Annotated in this window: 13 protein-coding genes and 1 pseudogene; 9 read left to right on the top strand and 5 right to left on the bottom strand. The window is 71.2% G+C overall.

The features are described from left to right. The first annotated feature begins 61 nt into the window (after nt 1-61). Together ACGFZQ_RS20130 and ACGFZQ_RS20135 are read left to right on the top strand one after the other, a co-directional pair. Complete coding sequence (locus tag ACGFZQ_RS20130) at nt 62-538, top strand: MarR family transcriptional regulator (RefSeq protein ID WP_351710553.1); 477 nt, start codon at nt 62-64, stop codon at nt 536-538. A 216-nt stretch (nt 539-754) separates the two neighbouring features. Beyond that, a pseudogene (locus tag ACGFZQ_RS20135) lies at nt 755-2,370 on the top strand (IS200/IS605 family accessory protein TnpB-related protein). A gap of 31 nt (nt 2,371-2,401) precedes the next feature. Here the strand turns inward: ACGFZQ_RS20135 and ACGFZQ_RS20140 are convergent. The 4 genes from ACGFZQ_RS20140 to ACGFZQ_RS20155 form a co-directional block, all read right to left on the bottom strand. After that, entirely contained in the window at nt 2,402-2,926 is a 525-nt protein-coding gene (locus tag ACGFZQ_RS20140) for a hypothetical protein (RefSeq protein ID WP_393841477.1), read from the bottom strand. Then, nucleotides 2,893-3,609, bottom strand: coding sequence for an MFS transporter (locus tag ACGFZQ_RS20145; protein ID WP_393841478.1), 717 nt, complete (start codon nt 3,607-3,609; stop codon nt 2,893-2,895). Before ACGFZQ_RS20145 ends, ACGFZQ_RS20140 begins: the two co-directional genes overlap by 34 nt. Nucleotides 3,610-3,760: 151 nt before the next feature. Beyond that, the gene (gene meaB, locus ACGFZQ_RS20150; RefSeq protein WP_393841479.1) at nt 3,761-4,717 is read right to left on the bottom strand and encodes a methylmalonyl Co-A mutase-associated GTPase MeaB; all 957 of its coding nucleotides are present in this window, start codon (nt 4,715-4,717) and stop codon (nt 3,761-3,763) included. Between the two features lie 47 nt (nt 4,718-4,764). Beyond that, on the bottom strand, nt 4,765-5,970 hold the full coding sequence (locus ACGFZQ_RS20155; protein ID WP_393841480.1) for an acetyl-CoA C-acetyltransferase: 1,206 nt from the start codon (nt 5,968-5,970) through the stop codon (nt 4,765-4,767). 179 nt (nt 5,971-6,149) lie between these two features. Between ACGFZQ_RS20155 and mce the strand changes: the two genes are divergently transcribed. The 7 genes from mce (at nt 6,150) to ACGFZQ_RS20190 (ending at nt 15,941) form a co-directional block, all read left to right on the top strand. Next, complete coding sequence (mce, locus tag ACGFZQ_RS20160; RefSeq protein ID WP_351748497.1) at nt 6,150-6,590, top strand: methylmalonyl-CoA epimerase; 441 nt, start codon at nt 6,150-6,152, stop codon at nt 6,588-6,590. Nucleotides 6,591-6,812: 222 nt separating this feature from the next. Continuing rightward, nucleotides 6,813-10,661 carry a polarized growth protein Scy gene (gene scy, locus ACGFZQ_RS20165; RefSeq protein WP_393841481.1) on the top strand — a complete coding sequence of 1,283 codons (3,849 nt, stop codon included), beginning with the start codon at nt 6,813-6,815 and terminating at the stop codon, nt 10,659-10,661. Between the two features lie 195 nt (nt 10,662-10,856). Continuing rightward, nucleotides 10,857-11,792 carry a cellulose-binding protein gene (locus ACGFZQ_RS20170; RefSeq protein WP_351748500.1) on the top strand — a complete coding sequence of 312 codons (936 nt, stop codon included), beginning with the start codon at nt 10,857-10,859 and terminating at the stop codon, nt 11,790-11,792. Nucleotides 11,793-11,962: 170 nt separating this feature from the next. Then, nucleotides 11,963-12,919: an ATP-binding cassette domain-containing protein gene (locus tag ACGFZQ_RS20175; RefSeq protein WP_351747594.1), complete on the top strand. Its 957-nt coding sequence runs from the start codon at nt 11,963-11,965 to the stop codon at nt 12,917-12,919. Beyond that, entirely contained in the window at nt 12,919-13,695 is a 777-nt protein-coding gene (locus ACGFZQ_RS20180; protein ID WP_393841482.1) for an ABC transporter permease, read from the top strand. The genes ACGFZQ_RS20175 and ACGFZQ_RS20180 overlap by 1 nt, the downstream gene beginning before the upstream one ends. 120 nt (nt 13,696-13,815) lie before the next feature. Beyond that, on the top strand, nt 13,816-15,063 hold the full coding sequence (locus ACGFZQ_RS20185) for an ABC transporter ATP-binding protein (protein WP_393841483.1): 1,248 nt from the start codon (nt 13,816-13,818) through the stop codon (nt 15,061-15,063). After that, the gene (locus tag ACGFZQ_RS20190) at nt 15,060-15,941 is read left to right on the top strand and encodes an ABC transporter permease (protein ID WP_393841484.1); all 882 of its coding nucleotides are present in this window, start codon (nt 15,060-15,062) and stop codon (nt 15,939-15,941) included. Before ACGFZQ_RS20185 ends, ACGFZQ_RS20190 begins: the two co-directional genes overlap by 4 nt. Nucleotides 15,942-15,948: 7 nt before the next feature. Here the strand turns inward: ACGFZQ_RS20190 and ACGFZQ_RS20195 are convergent, their stop codons facing one another. Further along, nucleotides 15,949-16,290, bottom strand: coding sequence for an ATP/GTP-binding protein (locus ACGFZQ_RS20195; RefSeq protein ID WP_393841485.1), 342 nt, complete (start codon nt 16,288-16,290; stop codon nt 15,949-15,951). Between the last annotated feature and the right edge of the window lie 142 nt (nt 16,291-16,432).

Here is a 16,432-nt window from a genome sequence, read left to right on the forward strand (position 1 = left end):
GTGCGCGCAGTCACACCACCCTCACTAGTTCGCCTTTCAACATTTTAGGTAGACTTCATACATGGAGACCGAGACGGCCACGCGCTGGCTGACCGATGCGGAGCAGTGCGCCTGGCGCACCCACCTGGAGGTCAACAGGCTGTTGACGTACCAGCTCGAAAAGGATCTGCAACCGTTCGGCCTGACAATGAACGACTACGAGATCCTGGTGAATCTGTCCGAGTCCGAGGACTACCGGCTGCGGATGAGCGACCTCGCGGCCGCGACGCTCCAGTCCAAGAGCCGGCTCTCGCACCAGATCACCCGTATGGAGAACGCGAACCTGGTCCGCCGGGAGAACTGCGAGTCCGACCGCCGCGGGCTGTTCGCCGTCCTCACCGAGCACGGCATGGAGACGATGAAGAAGGTGGCGCCACATCATGTCGCCTCCGTGCGACGGCACTTCATCGACCTGCTGTCGCCGGAGGCACTCATAGAGCTGGACAAGGGCCTCAAGCCGATCGCGGAACACCTGCGGGGGCAGCGCGGGCGCCCGTGACGGCGAACGGCACCCGACGACGGCGGACGAGGGTTGTGAACAGCTTGCGATCGGCGTCGGTTGAACGCGTTCTGGTGCGCATGAGTGGGCCTTCCGGGCTCTGGCAGGCTCACTCTGGGCGGGGAACGGGAGTTCTTTCGTCGAATGTGTGACCTTCACTGACGGTGGTCGTTGGGTGGGGTGACGGATTTCGGCGACACCGGGGGGGTGTGGGCGGTGAGTGGACTGCGGGAGGTGGCGGCGCCGTTCGTGGCGCCCGGTCCCGCGGGGGTTGCGATCCGTACCCGGCTCAAAGGCCTGACCGGCCAGGACGAGAAGGTGCTGGGCCTGGTCGGTGACCACCTCGGGTCACTCGCCTCCCGTGACCTGAAGGCCAGGTGCGCGGTCGGACTGGCTCACGACGGCGAGCAGTGGGCGCAGCGCAAGCGTGCCCTGAGCGGGGAGTCCTCCTCCCGCTGGGCCGGGTCACCCACGACCAGTGGGCGCTCGCCCGGCGCGGCCGGCTCGCGCACATCCAGAGCCTTCAGGCGGGGATTGCGACGATCACTCACCGGCTGTCCCTGCCCCTGGGCGAGAAGGGCGGCAAGCACGCTCCGGGCGGCTACCGCTCCCGCAAGGAGTGGCATGCCAAGTCCCGCCGTCTGCGCGTCCTCGAAGACCGGCTGAAGGCAGCACGGGCCGACTGGCAGGCCGGTGTCGTGCACGTGGCGCGCGGCGGCAAGCGGCTGCTGACCACACGGCACCACCTTGACGCCGCCGGGATTACCGAGGAGCAGTGGCGCACACGGTGGCAGGCCGCACGACGGTTTCTCCAGGCGGACGGCGAGTCCGGGAAGCGTTACGGCAACGAGACTCTCCGCGTCACTCCCGGCGGCGAGGTCTCCCTCAAGCTCCCCGCGCCGCTCGCGTACCTGGCCAACGCCCCGCACGGCCGGTACGTCCTGGCCGCGACAGTGTCGTTCGCTCACCGGGGCGGGCAGTGGACCGACCGTGTCACCGCGAACCGGGCGGTGGCCTACCGTATCCATGAGGACACCGTGCGGGGCCGCTGGTACCTGACCGCTTCGTGGACCATCCCGCCGGTACAGACGGTGCCGCTGGCGACGGCTCGCGCGAGGGGTCTGGTCGGTGTCGACACCAACGCCGATCACCTGGCCAGCTGGCGCCTGGACGAACACGGCAACCCCCTCGGCCGGCCACTGCGCTTCGGCTACGACCTGTCCGGTACCGCCGGTCATCGTGACGCCCAGGTGAGGCATGCGCTGATCCGGCTGCTGCACTGGGCCAGGCGCCACGGTCTCGCGATCGCCGTCGAAGACCTAGACTTCACCGCGGAGACCACCCGGGAGAAACACGGCCGCAAGAAGCGGTTCCGGAAGCTGATCTCGGGCATGCCGGTGGCCAGGCTGCGGGCCCGGCTGGTGAGCATGGCGGCAGAACTCGGCATCCCCGTCATCGCCGTCGACCCCGCCTACACCAGCCGGTGGGGCGCCCAGCACTGGCAGAAACCCCTCACCACCACTACTCGTAAGACCACTCGCCACGACGCAGCCGCCGTGGCGATCGGAAGGCGCGCCCTGGGACACCCGATCCGGCGACGGACAGCACCGCCCCCACACGACCAGAGCGATCGTGTGGGGCATCGGACCGTCCAGGCCGTATCGGTGGCCCCGGGGCGTGAGGGACACCGCCCCCGCATTCCCGGACCACGGACACGATCCGTCGGCGCCGGACGCGCAGCGAACGCGGTCGACCAGAACGCCCCACACCGTTCAGGGCGTTCGGCTGAGCACGAGTCCTGGCAACAGGACTCACTCCCGCTCAGTCTCTAGGAACGGTTCAGGTCTCGTCCGCCGTCCCTCCTCAGGGGTGTAGCGGGGTGACCGCCCGTACCGCTGCGGCGGAGGTCAGGGCCGCGGCTCCTGCCAGGGCGAAGCAGAGTCCCACCGGCAGGTGTCCGAGTGCCAGCCCGGCCACCACCGAGCCGCCCGAACTTCCGGCGTTCACCGCCGCGTTGACCCACGCCCCGGCCCGGGTCCGTGCGGAGTCACCCGCCATCTCGTCGGCCAGCAGGTACGCCGTCGTCAGGGTCGGTGCCACGAAGACGCCCGTGGCCGTCATGGCCAGGGCCAGGGTCCAGACACCGGGGGCCAGCCCGGCGAGGGCCAGCACCGACCCCAGGGCCACCGTCAGCCAGGCCAGCCGTTCGGCGGCCGGGATGCGCCAGTCCACCGCCCCGTTCAGCAGGCCTCCCACCGCGCTGCCCACCGAGAGCGCGGCCAGGACCCAGGGCACGGCCTCCGTGCCGTACGACCGCTGCTCGGCGAAGGCCATCACCAGCAGGTCGGCACCGCTCAGGGCGAGCCCCAGGCCGGCGGCCGCGACCACGGGGCCGCCGGGAAACGCCCGGGCGGGCCAGCGGCCTGCCGCTTCGAGGGAGTGGTGCCCCGCACCGCCGGTGACGTCACGAACGCGCAGGTGCCGGTCAGCATGAGCACCGCGCTCAGCAGCAGCCCGGCCGGCGGCGGACCGAAGCGCAGCAGCAGCCCGACCAGCGCCGGACCGGACACGAACAGCAGTTCCTCGGCGACCCCGTCCAGGCTGTAGGCCCGCCGGAGCAGTGCCGGGTCGTCGACCAGGCGGCCCCACACCGCCCGCATGGTGGGGCCGAGGGGTGGCGCGACGCAGCCGGAGAGAGCGGCGGTGACGGCGAGCGCCGTCGGCGGGGCGCCCGGACGCCAGGTCTGGGCCGCGAGCAGGCAGAGCAGGGCGCTGTAGGCGCCCGCCATGGGCGGCAGGGCCCGCCGGGGGCCGTACCGGTCCACCAGGGTCGCCCGGACCGGCATCAGGGCGACCGCGGAGCCGCCGAAGAGGGCCATCACCAGCCCCGTCACGGCGTAGGAACCGGTCGCGCGGGTCACGGAGAGCAGGACGGACAGGGAGACGGTGCCGTAGGCGAGGCGGGCCGCGAGGGCGGCGAGGAAGGTGCGGCGCGCGTGCGGGACGCGCAGGACGGCGGCGTACGACGGTCGCCGGGCGGGTGAAGGGCGCGATGAAGTCAGCGCGGACATGGGCCGGTTCCTCGGTCAGAGGCGGAAGAGGGGACACCTGTGCGCGCCACGGCACGGGACGTGAGGGTGCCGGTGGCGCGGGGTGCCCGCTTACGCCAAGGAGAGGAACATGCGGGTCAAAATAGCAGCCGGGGCCGTCGGCCGGTCGAGATCAGTTCTCGGTCAGCCCCGCCACCAGCTCGTCCGCCGCGCGGTACGGGTCCAGTTCGCCGGCCACGATGCGGTCCGCGAGTGCGTCGACGTGGCGGTCTCCGTGGAGGTCGCCGATGCGTGCGCGCAGCGCCGTCACCGCGATGGTCTCGACCTCGCGGGCGGCCCGGGCCAGCCGGCGTTCCGCCAGGACGCCCCGCTCCTCCATCCACGCGCGGTGCTTCTCCAGGGCCTCCACCAGCTCGTCGATGCCCTCCGCGCGGGCGGCGACGGTCTTGACGATCGGGGGGCGCCAGTCGCCGGGGCCCCGGGACTCGCCCAGGCCCAGCATGTGGTTCAGCTCGCGGGCGGTCGCGTCCGCGCCGTCCCGGTCGGCCTTGTTGACCACGTACACGTCGCCGATCTCCAGGATTCCGGCCTTCGCCGCCTGGATGCCGTCGCCCATCCCCGGGGCCAGCAGGACGACGGACGTGTCCGCCTGGGAGGCGATCTCCACCTCCGACTGCCCCACGCCGACCGTCTCGACGATGATCACGTCGCAGCCCGCCGCGTCCAGGACGCGGATGGCCTGGGGGGCCGCCCAGGCCAGGCCGCCGAGGTGGCCCCGCGTGGCCATCGAGCGGATGTAGACGCCGGGGTCCGAGGCATGGTCGGACATGCGGACGCGGTCGCCCAGCAGAGCGCCTCCGGAGAAGGGCGAGGACGGGTCGACGGCCAGCACACCGACACGTTTGCCCTGCTTGCGATAGGCGGTCACCAGGGCCGAGGTGGAGGTCGACTTGCCGACCCCAGGAGAGCCCGTCAGGCCGACCACATACGCGTTGCCGGTCAATGGCGCGAGTGCCGCCATGACCTCCCTGAGCTGTGGGGACGCCCCCTCCACCAGTGAGATCAGCCGGGCCACCGCACGCGGTCGGCCCTCCCTGGCCTGGGCCACCAGTGAGGAGACGTCCTGCATCACAGCTCCGTTCGCTTCCGTTCGCTCAGAGAAACAGAGAAACGCACTCAGGCCTTCGGCACCCGCACGATCAGCGCGTCACCCTGGCCACCGCCACCGCACAGCGCCGCCGCGCCGACCCCGCCGCCGCGCCGCTTGAGCTCCAGGGCGAGGTGCAGGACAAGGCGGGCGCCGGACATGCCGATGGGGTGGCCCAGGGCGATGGCGCCGCCGTTGACGTTCACCGTTTCGGTGGACACCCCGAGGTCCTTCATTGACTGCACGGCGACCGCGGCGAAGGCCTCGTTGATCTCGATGAGGTCCAGGTCGCCGACCTCCAGGCCCTCCTTCTTCAGGGCGTGCTGGATGGCGTTGGACGGCTGGGACTGGAGGGAGTTGTCCGGGCCGGCCACGTTGCCGTGCGCGCCGATCTCCGCCAGCCACTCCAGGCCCAGCTCCTCGGCCTTGGCCTTGCTCATCACGACCACGGCCGCCGCGCCGTCCGAGATCTGCGAGGAGGAGCCGGCCGTGATCGTGCCGTCCCGGGTGAACGCGGGCCGCAGCCGGCCCAGCGACTCGACCGTGGTGTCGCCGCGGATACCCTCGTCCTTGCTGAAGACGACCGGCTCGCCCTTGCGCTGCGGGATCTCGACCGGGGTGATCTCGGCCTCGAAGACGCCGTTCTTCTGCGCGGCGGCGGCCCGCTGGTGGGACAGGGCGGCGATCTCGTCCTGCTCGGGGCGGAGGATGCCCAGGCGCGTGTTGTGCTTCTCCGTCGACTCGCCCATGGCGATGTTCTCGAAGGCGTCGGTGAGACCGTCGTACGCCATCGCGTCGAGCATCTCGATGGCACCGTACTTGAAGCCCTCGCGGGACTTCGGGAGCAGGTGCGGGGCGTTGGTCATGGACTCCTGGCCGCCCGCGACCACGATGTCGAACTCGCCCGCCCGGATCAGCTGGTCGGCCAGGGCGATGGCGTCGAGGCCGGAGAGGCAGACCTTGTTGATGGTGAGCGCCGGGACGCTCATCGGGATGCCGGCCTTCACGGCGGCCTGCCGGGCCGGGATCTGACCCGTGCCGGCCTGGAGCACCTGCCCCATGATCACGTACTGCACCTGGTCGCCACCGATCCCCGCACGGTCGAGGGCGGCCTTGATCGCGAAGCCGCCGAGGTCGGCCCCGGAGAAGGACTTCAGCGAGCCCAGCAGTCGTCCCATGGGCGTCCGCGCGCCCGCGACGATCACTGAGGTGGTTCCATCGGTTCCAGAAGTCATGAGCTGCGATTCCCCTTACCGGCTGCACTGCCGAGGAGTGAACGAGTGGGGGGCCTGGGGGATCCCCCCAGTTGAGGGTGTACTTCGAATGTATTGCGTGGCACTCCGTGCCGTCATCGGGCCGTCAGTGTGATCGCTGGCACGTTGCGTAACCATCTCCGTGGCGCTGCACTGAATCCATGCTGACGCGAATCGACCACATCGGGATCGCCTGCCACGACCTCGACGCGACCGTCGAGTTCTACCGGGCCACGTACGGCTTCGAGGTGTTCCACACCGAGGTCAACGAGGAGCAGGGCGTGCGGGAGGCCATGCTCAAGATCAACGAGACGTCCGACGGAGGTGCCTCCTACCTGCAGCTTCTGGAGCCGACCCGGGAGGACTCGGCGGTCGGCAAGTGGCTCGCGAAGAACGGCGAGGGGGTGCACCACATCGCCTTCGGTACGGCGGATGTGGACGGTGACGCCGCGGACATCCGTTCCAAGGGCGTACGCGTTCTGTACGAGGAGCCACGGATCGGCTCCATGGGGTCGCGGATCACCTTCCTGCACCCGAAGGATTGCCACGGAGTACTGACAGAACTGGTCACTTCGGCGCCTGTTGAGTCACCTGAGCACTGACCCTCGTACATATGGGCCGGTAGGGTTGGGGGCGGTCGTCCCTTCGTACGTTCGCAGGGCCGGGGCGGCCGCATGCCGGGGTCCGGGTTTCGGGGGACGAGCGTCGGGGCAGCAGCCCGTGCTCCGCCATTGATCTGACACCATTCCCCGGGGGCCCCGTTCGGCGGATGGACGGAGCTCGTTCGGAGAAGGTTGCGACCAGGGGACGGATGGGACCGCGCAGTGCGGGGCTACGAGAGCCAGGAGCGAGAGCCGGCGGCTGACGTCGACCACCTCTCTCGGTTCGAGGCCGAGATGAAGCGGCTGAAGACCGAGCGGGAAAAGGCGATCCAGCATGCCGAGGACCTCGGCTACCAGGTCGAGGTGCTGCGCGCCAAGCTGCACGAGGCGCGGCGCACCATCATGTCCCGGCCCGCGTTCGACGGCGGTGACATCGGCTATCACGCCGAGCAGCTGCTGCGGAACGCCCAGGTGCAGGCCGACCAGATCCGCCAGGAGGCGGAGCGGGTGGCCGCGGAGGCCCGGGCGCAGACCCAGCGGATCCTCCAGGAGCACGCCGAGCAGGCCGCACGGCTCCAGGCCGAGCTGCACCAGGAGGCGGTGACCCGCCGCCAGCAGCTGGACCAGGAGCTGGCCGAGCGCCGGCAGACCGTCGAGTCGCACGTCAACGAGAACGTGGCGTGGGCCGAGCAGCTGCGGGCCCGGACCGAGTCCCAGGCGCGGCGGCTGCTCGACGAGTCGCGGGCCGAGGCCGAGCAGGCCATGGCCGCCGCCCGTGCCGAGGCCGAGCGGCTGGCCACCGAGGCCCGGCAGCGGGTCACCAGCGACGCCGAGGCGGCCCGCGCGGAGGCCGAGCAGCTGCTGCTGCGCGCCCGCCGGGACGCCGAGCGGCTGCTGAACGCCGCGTCCACGCAGGCCCAGGAGGCCACCGACCACGCGGAGCAGCTGCGCAGCTCCACGGCGACGGAGTCGGACACGGCCCGCCGGCAGGCCGGTGAGCTGAGCCGGGCCGCCGAGCAGCGCATCGCGGAGGCCGAGGAGGCGCTGCGCAAGGCGCAGTCCGAGGCCGAGAAGCTGGTCGCCGAGGCCGAGGCGAACGCCACGAAGGCCCTCTCCAGCGCCGAGGCCACCAACCAGCAGCGGACCCAGACGGCCAAGGAGCAGGTCGCCCGGCTGGTCAGCGAGGCCACCAAGGAGGCCGAGGCCACCAAGGCGAGCGCCGAGCAGGTCGTCGCGGACGCCAGGGCCGAGGCCGAGAAGATCATCGCGGAGGCCTCCGAGAAGGCCCGCACCCTGACCGCCGAGGAGAGCGCCTCCCAGCTGTCCAAGGCCGCCAAGACCGCCGAGGACGTCCTCAACAGGGCGGCCGAGGAGGCCAAGCGCACCACCAAGGCCGCCGCCGAGGAGGCCGAGCGGATCCGCACCGAGGCGGAGACCGAGGCGGACCGGCTGCGCGCCGAGGCGCACGACATCGCCGAGCAGCTCAAGGGCACGGCGAAGGACGACACCAAGGAGTACCGCGCCAAGACGGTCGAGCTGCAGGAGGAGGCCCGCCGGCTGCGCGGCGAGGCCGAGCAGCTGCGTTCCGACGCGGTCGCCGAGGGCGAGTCGATCCGCGCCGAGGCCCGGCGCGAGGCCGTGCAGCAGATCGAGGAGGGGGCCAGGTCCGCCGAGGAGCTGCTCGCCAAGGCCAAGGCCGACGCGGACGAGCTGCGGCAGACCGCCACCGCGGACAGCGAGAAGGTCCGCACCGAGGCCATCGAGCGCGCGACCACGCTGCGCCGGCAGGCCGAGGAGACCCTGGAGCGCACCCGCCAGGAGGCCGACCGGCACCGCACCGAGGTCCTGGAGCAGTCCGAGGCCCTCAAGGAGGACGCCGAGCGGGCCGCGCGCGAGCTGCGCGAGGAGACCGAGCGGGGCGTGGAGGCCCGGCGCGCGGAGGCCGCCGACGAGCTGACCCGGCTGCACACCGAGGCCGAGGAGCGGTTCGCGAACGCCGAGCAGGCGCTCACCGAGGCCCGTGAGGAAGCCGGCCGGATCCGCCGGGAGGCCGGCGAGGAGACCGACCGGCTGCGCTCCGAGGCCGCCGAACGCATCCGCACGCTCCAGCAGCAGGCCGAGAACGAGGCCGCACGGCTGCGCGACGAGGCCGCCGGCGACGCGTCCGCGTCCCGCGCGGAGGGCGAGTCCATCGCCGTACGACTGCGGTCCGAGGCCGCGGCCGAGGCGGAGCGGCTCAAGCAGGAGGCCCAGGACACCGCCGACCGGGTCCGCGCCGAGGCGCAGGCGGCGGCCGAGCGGCTGTCCACCGAGGCGTCCGAGACGCTGGCCGCCGCCCAGGAGGAGGCCACCCGGCGGCGCCGGGAGGCCGAGGACCTGCTCGGCTCCGCCCGCCAGGAGGCCGACCAGGAGCGTGAGCGGGCCCGCGAGCAGAGCGAGGAGCTGCTCGCCTCCGCGCGCAACCGCGTCGAGGAGGCGCAGACCGAGGCGGTACGGCTGGTCGAGGAGGCCGACCGGCGGGCCACCGAGATGGTGTCGGCCGCCGAGCAGCACGCCCAGCAGGTGCGTGACTCGGTCTCGGGGCTGCACGAGCAGGCGCAGGAGGAGATCGCCGGGCTGCGTTCGGCCGCCGAGCATGTGGCGGACCGGACCCGCCGGGAGGCCGAGGAGGAGTCGGACCGGGTCCGCGCGGACGCCTACTCCGAGCGGGAGCGGGCCAGCGAGGACGCGACCCGGATCCGCCGCGAGGCCGCGGAGGCGTCCGAGGCGGCGAAGGCGCTGGCCGAGCGGACCGTGACCGACGCCATGGCGGAGTCGGAGCGGCTGCGTTCGGAGGCGTCCGCGCACGCCCAGCGGGTGCGCACCGAGGCCTCCGACACCACCGCGCAGGCCGAGCAGGACGCCACGCGCACGCGTGCCGAGGCCCGGGAGGACGCCAACCGCATCCGTTCGGACGCGGCGACCCAGGCGGACACCCTCATCACCGAGGCCCGCAACGAGGCCGAGCTGCTGCAGAACGAGACCATCGCCGAGGCCGACCGCGTCCGCGCGGACGCCATCGCCAAGGCGGAGAAGCTGATCGCGGACGCCTCCGGGGACGCGGAGCGGCTGCGGGCCGAGGCCGCCGAGACGGTCGGCTCCGCCCAGCTGCACGCCGAGCGGACCCGCAGCGACGCCGAGCGGCTCAAGGCGGACGCGGAGGCCGAGGCCGAGCGCATGGTCAACGCCGCCCGCGAGGAGGCCGACCGCACCCTCGACGACGCCCGCAGGGACGCCAACAAACGGCGTCAGGACGTGGCCGAGCAGGTCGACACCCTCATCAACGAGACGACCGCCGAGGCCGACAAGCTGCTCACCGAGGCCCAGCAGCAGGCCCACAAGACCACCGCGGACGCCGAGGCGCAGGCCGACAGCATGGTCGGCGCGTCCCGCAAGGAGGCCGACCGGCTGGTGTCCGAGGCCACGGTCGAGGGCAACTCGCTGGTGGAGAAGGCCCGTACGGACGCGGACGAACTGCTCGTCGGCGCCCGCCGGGACGCCACCGCCATAAGGGAGCGGGCGGAGGAGCTGCGCGACCGCATCACCAGCGAGATCGAGGGGCTGCACGAGCGGGCCCGCCGCGAGGCCGCCGAGACCATGAAGTCCACCGGCGACCGCTGTGACGCGCTCATCAAGGCGGCCGAGGAGCAGCTCGCCAAGGCCCAGGCCAGGGCCAAGGACCTGGTCTCGGAGGCCAACTCCGAGGCGGGCAAGGTCCGCATCGCCGCCGTCAAGAAGGCGGAGGGGCTGCTCAAGGAGGCCGAGCAGAAGAAGGCCACGCTCGTCCGGGAGGCCGAGGAGCTCAAGGCCGAGGCGATCCGCGAGGCCCGGGCCACGGTCGACGCCGGCAAGCGCGAACTGGAGATCCTGGAGCGCCGCCGCGAGAACATCAACGGCGAGATCTCCCGTGTCCAGGACGTCCTGGAGGCGTTGGAATCCTTCGAGACCCCGTCGTCCAACAAGGACGGCGGAGTCAAGGCGGGCAGTACGGTGGGTGCCCCTCGATCGGGTGGCAAGTCGTCAGAAGGCTAGAGACTGATGCCCGTTCTGTAGTGTTCTATGGCTTTTGACCAAACCTTTGACAGAGGCTTTGGCAAGCGATCTCACAGCTAGCCACCCAAAAGGGGTGTCATTCTCCAGATCAAACACGTATCCGCTCGATGACACACCGCTTCGGCCCCTAGGATTCCACCTATCACCTCACCGGTCTCACTCGACAGGAACCCCATGAGCGACACTTCCCCCTACGGCTTCGAGCTTGTGCGGCGTGGGTACGACCGCGCTCAGGTGGACGAACGCATCGCCAAGCTCGTCTCCGACCGTGACAGCGCTCTCGCCCGCATCACCGCTCTGGAAAAGCGCATCGAGGAGCTCCACCTCGAGACGCAGAACGCCCAGGCTCAGGTCACCGACGCAGAGCCGTCGTACGCCGGTCTCGGCGCGCGTGTCGAGAAGATCCTTCGCCTCGCCGAGGAGGAGGCGAAGGACCTGCGCGAGGAGGCCCGTCGGGCGGCCGAGCAGCACCGTGAGCTCGCCGAGTCGGCGGCCCAGCAGGTACGCAACGACGCAGAATCGTTCGCTGCGGAGCGCAAGGCGAAGGCCGAGGACGAGGGCGTCCGGATCGTCGAGAAGGCCAAGAGCGACGCGTCGCAGCTGCGTTCCGAGGCCCAGAAGGACGCGCAGTCCAAGCGTGAGGAAGCGGACGCGCTCTTCGAGGAGACCCGCGCGAAGGCCGCGCAGGCCGCCGCCGACTTCGAGACGAACCTCGCCAAGCGGCGTGAGCAGTCCGAGCGTGACCTGGCCTCGCGGCAGCAGAAGGCCGAGAAGCGCCTCGCCGAGATCGAGCACCGCGCGGAGCAGCTGCGCCTCGAGGCGGAGAAGCTGCGCACCGACGCGGAGCGCCGGGCGCGTCAGACCGTCGAGACGGCTCAGCGTCAGGCCGAGGACATCGTCGCGGACGCGAACGCCAAGGCCGACCGGATCCGTTCGGAATCCGAGCGTGAGCTGGCCGCGCTGACCAACCGCCGCGACAGCATCAACGCCCAGCTGACCAACGTCCGCGAGATGCTGGCCACGCTGACCGGTGCGGCGGTCGCCGCGGCGAGCTCTCCGGCGGAGGACGAGCCGATCTCCCGTGGGGTTCCGGCTCAGCAGTCCCGGTAAGCGCGGACTGGTAACGACCGACGTTCAAAGACCCGCATGCCCTTCGGGGGGTGCGGGCCTTTGTCGTGCGAGTGCGGGTGGGATGTGGTTGCTCGCGCACCCGAAGACGGCGCTCCCCCGGGCCGCCCCTTCCGGTGGCAGCCCCCGTAAGCCGGTCTTAGCGTGGCCGCATGATCGAGCTGGAGGGCCTGACCAAGCGCTACGGGGACAAGACCGCGGTCGACGACCTCACCTTCGCCGTGCGGCCCGGCATCGTGACCGGATTCCTCGGACCCAACGGCGCCGGCAAGTCCACCACCATGCGGATGATCCTCGGGCTCGACCACCCCTCGGCCGGCCACGTGCGGATCGACGGCAAGCGGTACGCGCAGCTCAAGGACCCGCTGACGTACATGGGCGCGCTGCTCGACGCCAAGGCCGTGCACGGTGGGCGCAGTGCCTTCAACCATCTGCTGTGCCTCGCGCAGAGCAACGGGATTCCGAGGCGCCGGGTGGCCGAGGTCCTTGACACCGTCGGGCTCACGGCGGTGGCGCGAAAGAAGGCCAAGGGGTTCTCGCTGGGCATGGGGCAGCGGCTCGGGATCGCCGGGGCCCTGCTCGGGGATCCGCGGATCCTGATGTTCGACGAGCCGGTGAACGGACTCGACCCGGAGGGGATCCACTGGATCCGGAATCTGATGAAGTCGCTGGCCGCGCAGGGCCGGACCGTGTTCGTCTCCTCCCACCTGATGAGCGAGATGGCGCTGACCGCCGATCACCTCGTCGTCATCGGGCAGGGGCGGCTGCTCGCCGACACCTCCATGGCGGACTTCATCCGGACGAACTCGCGGTCGTACGTCCGGATCCGCTCCCCCCAGCGCGAGCGGCTGCTCGACGTGCTGCACGGGGCCGGGATCACCGTCGTCGAGACGGGGACCGGGGCGCTGGAGGTGGAGGGCGCGAAGGCCGAGCCGATCGGGGAGCTGGCCGCGCAGCACGGGATCGTGCTGCACGAGCTGAGCATCCAGCAGGCCTCGCTGGAGGAGGCCTTCATGCAGTTGACGGCGGAGTCCGTGGAGTACCACGCGCACGCCGACTCGGCCCCGGTGCCGCAGGCCTGGGGTTCCGGCTGGGACAAGGGGGCGTGATGGCGGTCGTCACTCAGGTCGTGCGGTCCGAGTGGACCAAGATCCGGTCCGTCTCCTCGACGGTGTGGACGCTGTCGCTGGCCGTGGTCGTCAGCGTGGCGCTCGGGATGCTGCTCTCCGCGCTGGCGAACAGCCAGTTCGGCAACATGCCCGCGCGGGAACGGATCGACTTCGATCCGACGAACATCAGCTTCGCCGGGCTGACCCTCGGACAGCTCGCGATGATCGTGTTCGGCGTGCTGGTGGTGTCGAACGAGTACAGCACCGGCATGATCCGCACCTCGCTGGCCGCCGTACCGCAGCGCGCCACCTTCCTCTTCAGCAAGATCGCGGTGGCTACGGGCCTGGCGCTGGTCGTCGGCATGGTGACCAGCTTCGCCGCGTTCTTCCTCGGGCAGGCCATGCTCGGCTCCCACCGGGCCCACCTCGGCGACACCGGGGTGCTGCGCGCGGTCATCGGCGGCGGGCTCTACATGACGCTCATCGCGATGTTCTCCATGGGCGTGGCCGCGATGCTGCGCTCGCCGATGCTGTCGCTCGGCATCCTGATGCCGTTCTTCTTCCTGATCTCCAACATCCTCGGCAACGTCGACGCGACCAAGAAGATCGGCCGGTTCCTGCCGGACCAGGCGGGCGGCCACATCATGCAGGTGGTGCCGAGAGCCGGCGACGACGTCCCGTACGGGCCCTGGGGCGGCCTCGGGATCATGGGGCTGTGGGTGGTCGCGGCGCTCGCCGGCGGGTACGTCCTGCTGAGGAAACGGGATGCTCAGTGACCGGACCGATACGGACCGGCTTTGCCAGCTCTTGATGGGAACCGTCAGCGCCCGGATATCCTCCTAACCCTTACGGGGGCGTCTGCCCTGCTGTCCTGATCCTTTCGATGGGTGCGGAGCATGATCGAGGCTGTCGGCCTGACCAAGCGCTACGGCGACAAGACCGCCGTGTACAACCTTTCCTTCCAGGTACGGCCCGGCGCCGTCACCGGCTTCCTGGGACCCAACGGCTCGGGCAAGTCGACGACCATGCGGATGATCCTGGGTCTGGACAACCCGACCGCGGGCGCGGTGACGATCGGCGGCTACCCCTACCGCAGGCTGCCCAACGCCGCCCGCCAGGTCGGCGCGCTGCTCGACGCCAAGGCGGTGCACGGCGGCCGGTCCGCCCGCAACCACCTGCTCTCCCTGGCCCAGCTGTCCGCCATCCCGGCCCGCCGGGTCGACGAGGTGCTCGGGGTGGTCGGCCTCCAGGACGTGGCCGGAAAGCGCTCCAAGGGCTTCTCGCTCGGTATGGGCCAGCGCCTCGGCATCGCCGCCGCGCTGCTCGGCGACCCCCAGGTGCTGCTCTTCGACGAGCCGGTCAACGGCCTCGACCCCGAGGGCATCCTCTGGGTGCGCAACCTGATGAAGTCCCTCGCCGCCGAGGGCCGTACGGTCTTCGTCTCCTCCCACCTGATGAGTGAGATGGCGCTGACCGCCGACCACCTCATCGTCATCGGGCGCGGCCAGCTGCTCGCCGACATGAGTGTGACGGACTTCATTTCGGCCAACTCCGCCGACTTCGCGCGGGTGCGTACCCCGGACACCGAGCCGCAGCTGCGCGAGAAGCTCAGCTCGGCGCTGACCGAGGCCGGCGGCCATGTCCTGCCCGAGCAGGACGGGGCGCTCCGGGTGACCGGCCTGCCGCTGCCGCAGATCAGCGACCTCGCGCACGAGGCGGACGTACGGCTGTGGGAGCTCTCGCCGCACCAGGCCTCGCTCGAGGAGGCGTACATGCGGATGACGCAGGGCGCCGTGGACTACCGCTCCACCGTCGACCAGAAGGCCGGCCTCCAGCAGCCGCTGCCGCCCGGCGCGCAGCCGCCGATGCCGGTGCCCGGGCAGGGCCAGCCGGGCTGGTACGCCCCGCCGCCGCCCCAGCAGGGCGGCCAGCCGTTCGCTGGGCCGTACGGCGCGCAGGGGGCGCCCGCAGGCGCGTACGGCGCCCCGCAGGCCCCCTACGGGGCTCCCCAGGCCGCTCCCCACCCCAACCCCTACGCCGCGCCGGCCCCGGCGCCCGCCGGATCGTCACAGCCGGCTCCCGCGCCCGCGCCCGCTCCCGCCTCCGCCCCCGCCGACCTGACCAAGCCCGAGGACGCCCGATGAGCACCCACCAGCCCCCGATGCCGCAGGCAGCCCCGGCCGCGCCCGACTGGCAGGCGGCGCCCGGCGGTCCGTACCCCGGTTACACCTCGCCGATCCCGGTGGTGCGCACCCACCTCGGGCACGCCATCGCCTCGGAGTGGACGAAGATCCGCTCGGTGCGCTCGACGATCTGGACGCTCGGCGTCTTCGTTCTCCTTGTCGTCGGCATCGGCCTGCTGGCCGGCGCGTTGGTCAGCAACTCCTCCTCGTCGGACGACCTGTCCGGCGAGAACGCGCTGTCGCTCGGCTTCTTCGGGCTGCTGCTCGGCAGCATGTGCATCATCACGCTGGGCGTGCTGACCACGGCCTCCGAGTACGGCACCGGAATGATCCGTACGACGATGGTGGCCTGCCCCTCCCGCGCGCGGGTGTTCGCGGCGAAGGCGATCGTCTTCTTCGCGCTCGCGTTCGTGATCACCCTCGCGGCCAGTGCGTTCGTGGCCATGACGCAGGTGTCGATGCTGAGCGACGTGGCCCGGACGCCGACCGGCGGAGAATGGCTGAAGGGCACCTTCGGCGTCAGCCTCTACATCGCGCTGCTCGGGCTGCTCTCGCTGATCATCGGCTCGATCATCCGGCACTCGGCGGGCGCCATCACCATCATGATCGGCGCGGTGCTCGCCCCGCTGGTGATCGCGCTGTTCATGTTCTCGCAGTCGCTGGAGAAGGTGCGCACGGCCCTGTTCGAGTACTCGATCCCGAACCAGCTGAGCGTCTTCTACTCCAACTCCCTCAGCGATTCCGGACCTTCGGGCTGGGACCCGCTGTGGATCATCCTGCTCGTGACGGCCGTCGCGTTCGCCGGCGCCTACGCGCTGCTGGAGAAGCGGGACGTGTGAGTTCTCGCTAGAACCTCGGCGCGTTACGGGACCGCTGCACCCGCGTGGTGCGGCGGTCCTTCGCGTTCCAGCAGGCCTTGTGCCAGTGCCGGCGCTCGTCGACACCCGAGTGCTCCGGCCAGGCCACGACATGCGGGACACCGGAGGGAATCACCTGGTCGCAGCCCGGGCAGCGGTATGTCTTGCCGACCGCGCTGGCGCCCGCGACATGACGCACGCTCCACTGCTCGCCCTGCCAGCTCTCGCTGGACTGCCAGCCGCCGTACCGGTCCGCGTGTTCGTCCTCGGCGCTCCGGCCGGAGGAAGTGGCTCCATTCGGGCCCTTGGGTCGGTTGCGACGCGGGGACACGGGACACCTCTCGGGGCTATACAGGAAGCAAGGGCTGTGTCCAGCCTACGACGCGCGCGCGGGGGTACGCGTAGGGCACCAACCCGTACAAGTCCCCCTCCAGGGCGACCCATTCTCCAGACAATCCGCAAATCTCTTCGCC

The organism is Streptomyces sp. NPDC048254, assembly GCF_043201895.1.
In the GTDB taxonomy this organism is placed as follows: Bacteria; Actinomycetota; Actinomycetes; order Streptomycetales; family Streptomycetaceae; genus Streptomyces.

What these genes read in the sequence shown, in the direction of transcription:
- mce (WP_351748497.1), top strand. Translation starts at nt 6,150, where the DNA reads ATGCTGACGCGAATCGACCACATCGGGATCGCCTGCCACGACCTCGAC.
- ACGFZQ_RS20185 (WP_393841483.1), top strand. Translation starts at nt 13,816, where the DNA reads ATGATCGAGGCTGTCGGCCTGACCAAGCGCTACGGCGACAAGACCGCC.
- ACGFZQ_RS20180 (WP_393841482.1), top strand. Translation starts at nt 12,919, where the DNA reads ATGGCGGTCGTCACTCAGGTCGTGCGGTCCGAGTGGACCAAGATCCGG.
- ACGFZQ_RS20190 (WP_393841484.1), top strand. Translation starts at nt 15,060, where the DNA reads ATGAGCACCCACCAGCCCCCGATGCCGCAGGCAGCCCCGGCCGCGCCC.
- ACGFZQ_RS20170 (WP_351748500.1), top strand. Translation starts at nt 10,857, where the DNA reads ATGAGCGACACTTCCCCCTACGGCTTCGAGCTTGTGCGGCGTGGGTAC.
- ACGFZQ_RS20145 (WP_393841478.1), bottom strand. Translation starts at nt 3,609, where the DNA reads ATGTCCGCGCTGACTTCATCGCGCCCTTCACCCGCCCGGCGACCGTCG.
- ACGFZQ_RS20155 (WP_393841480.1), bottom strand. Translation starts at nt 5,970, where the DNA reads ATGACTTCTGGAACCGATGGAACCACCTCAGTGATCGTCGCGGGCGCG.
- ACGFZQ_RS20130 (WP_351710553.1), top strand. Translation starts at nt 62, where the DNA reads ATGGAGACCGAGACGGCCACGCGCTGGCTGACCGATGCGGAGCAGTGC.
- ACGFZQ_RS20175 (WP_351747594.1), top strand. Translation starts at nt 11,963, where the DNA reads ATGATCGAGCTGGAGGGCCTGACCAAGCGCTACGGGGACAAGACCGCG.
- meaB (WP_393841479.1), bottom strand. Translation starts at nt 4,717, where the DNA reads ATGCAGGACGTCTCCTCACTGGTGGCCCAGGCCAGGGAGGGCCGACCG.